A 716-nucleotide genomic window follows, 5' to 3' on the forward strand; every position below is an offset into this window, starting at 1 on the left:
GTCACGGCGCGAGGACGACATGTTCATGGTCAGATCCCCCGTGGCAATGCGTTCGGCGATGGTGAGCGTATGGGTGAGCGGCGCGGTGATTTGTCGCGAAATAAACCAGGCGATCAGCAGGCCAGCCAGCAGGGTGATCAAGGCCGTGACGGTCAACTGGATTTCTGAGGCACGTACATTGTGGTCGGTTTGCTGCAACTGTGCGTTAAGCAGTTCGGTGATGCGATCGCTTAGCGCTACGGCGATGTCGTTCATCTGCGTGACGCTCTCCATCTCCTTCTGGTAAGCCGGCATGTAAGAGAGCACCTGCTCCTCATAATGGTTCATGGTGCTCAGAACCGGATCCAGTGTTTCCCGTTGCTCGACGGAAAGGCTCTGACTCAGGAAGGTCAATGCCGTTTGTGCGTCATTGATGGCGTCGGTCAGCGTTTCTTCTGCTGCCTTGGTGCGTTCCAGCAGTAAATTGTTCAGATGGAAACGCACTGTCATTAGCTTGGTTTTAAAATCGGCCAGCAGCAGTTGCTGTGATTGGCTATCGCCCGTCGCGCGCAGTTGATCGTCAAGCTTGCTCATCGCCTGATCGGTGCCGTCCAGGCTCCAGCTTTTTCTGACCTTATCTTTGGTGGTAACGGCATCCAGATAGTTTTGGCGCTGCTGCTTGTAGCTGTTTATCGTGGTCGTGATGTTATCGAGCGTTTTGATGTCCTGAGTGGACC

The 716-nt window shown here is 54.3% G+C and carries 1 protein-coding gene; it reads right to left on the reverse strand.

All coding sequences use genetic code 11. The annotated features are described in order from the left end of the window. The coding region (locus J5224_RS32735; RefSeq protein ID WP_264629088.1) for a methyl-accepting chemotaxis protein at positions 1–716 on the reverse strand (716 nt) is incomplete at both ends.

The sequence above is a fragment of the Candidatus Symbiopectobacterium sp. NZEC135 genome, assembly GCF_025962695.1.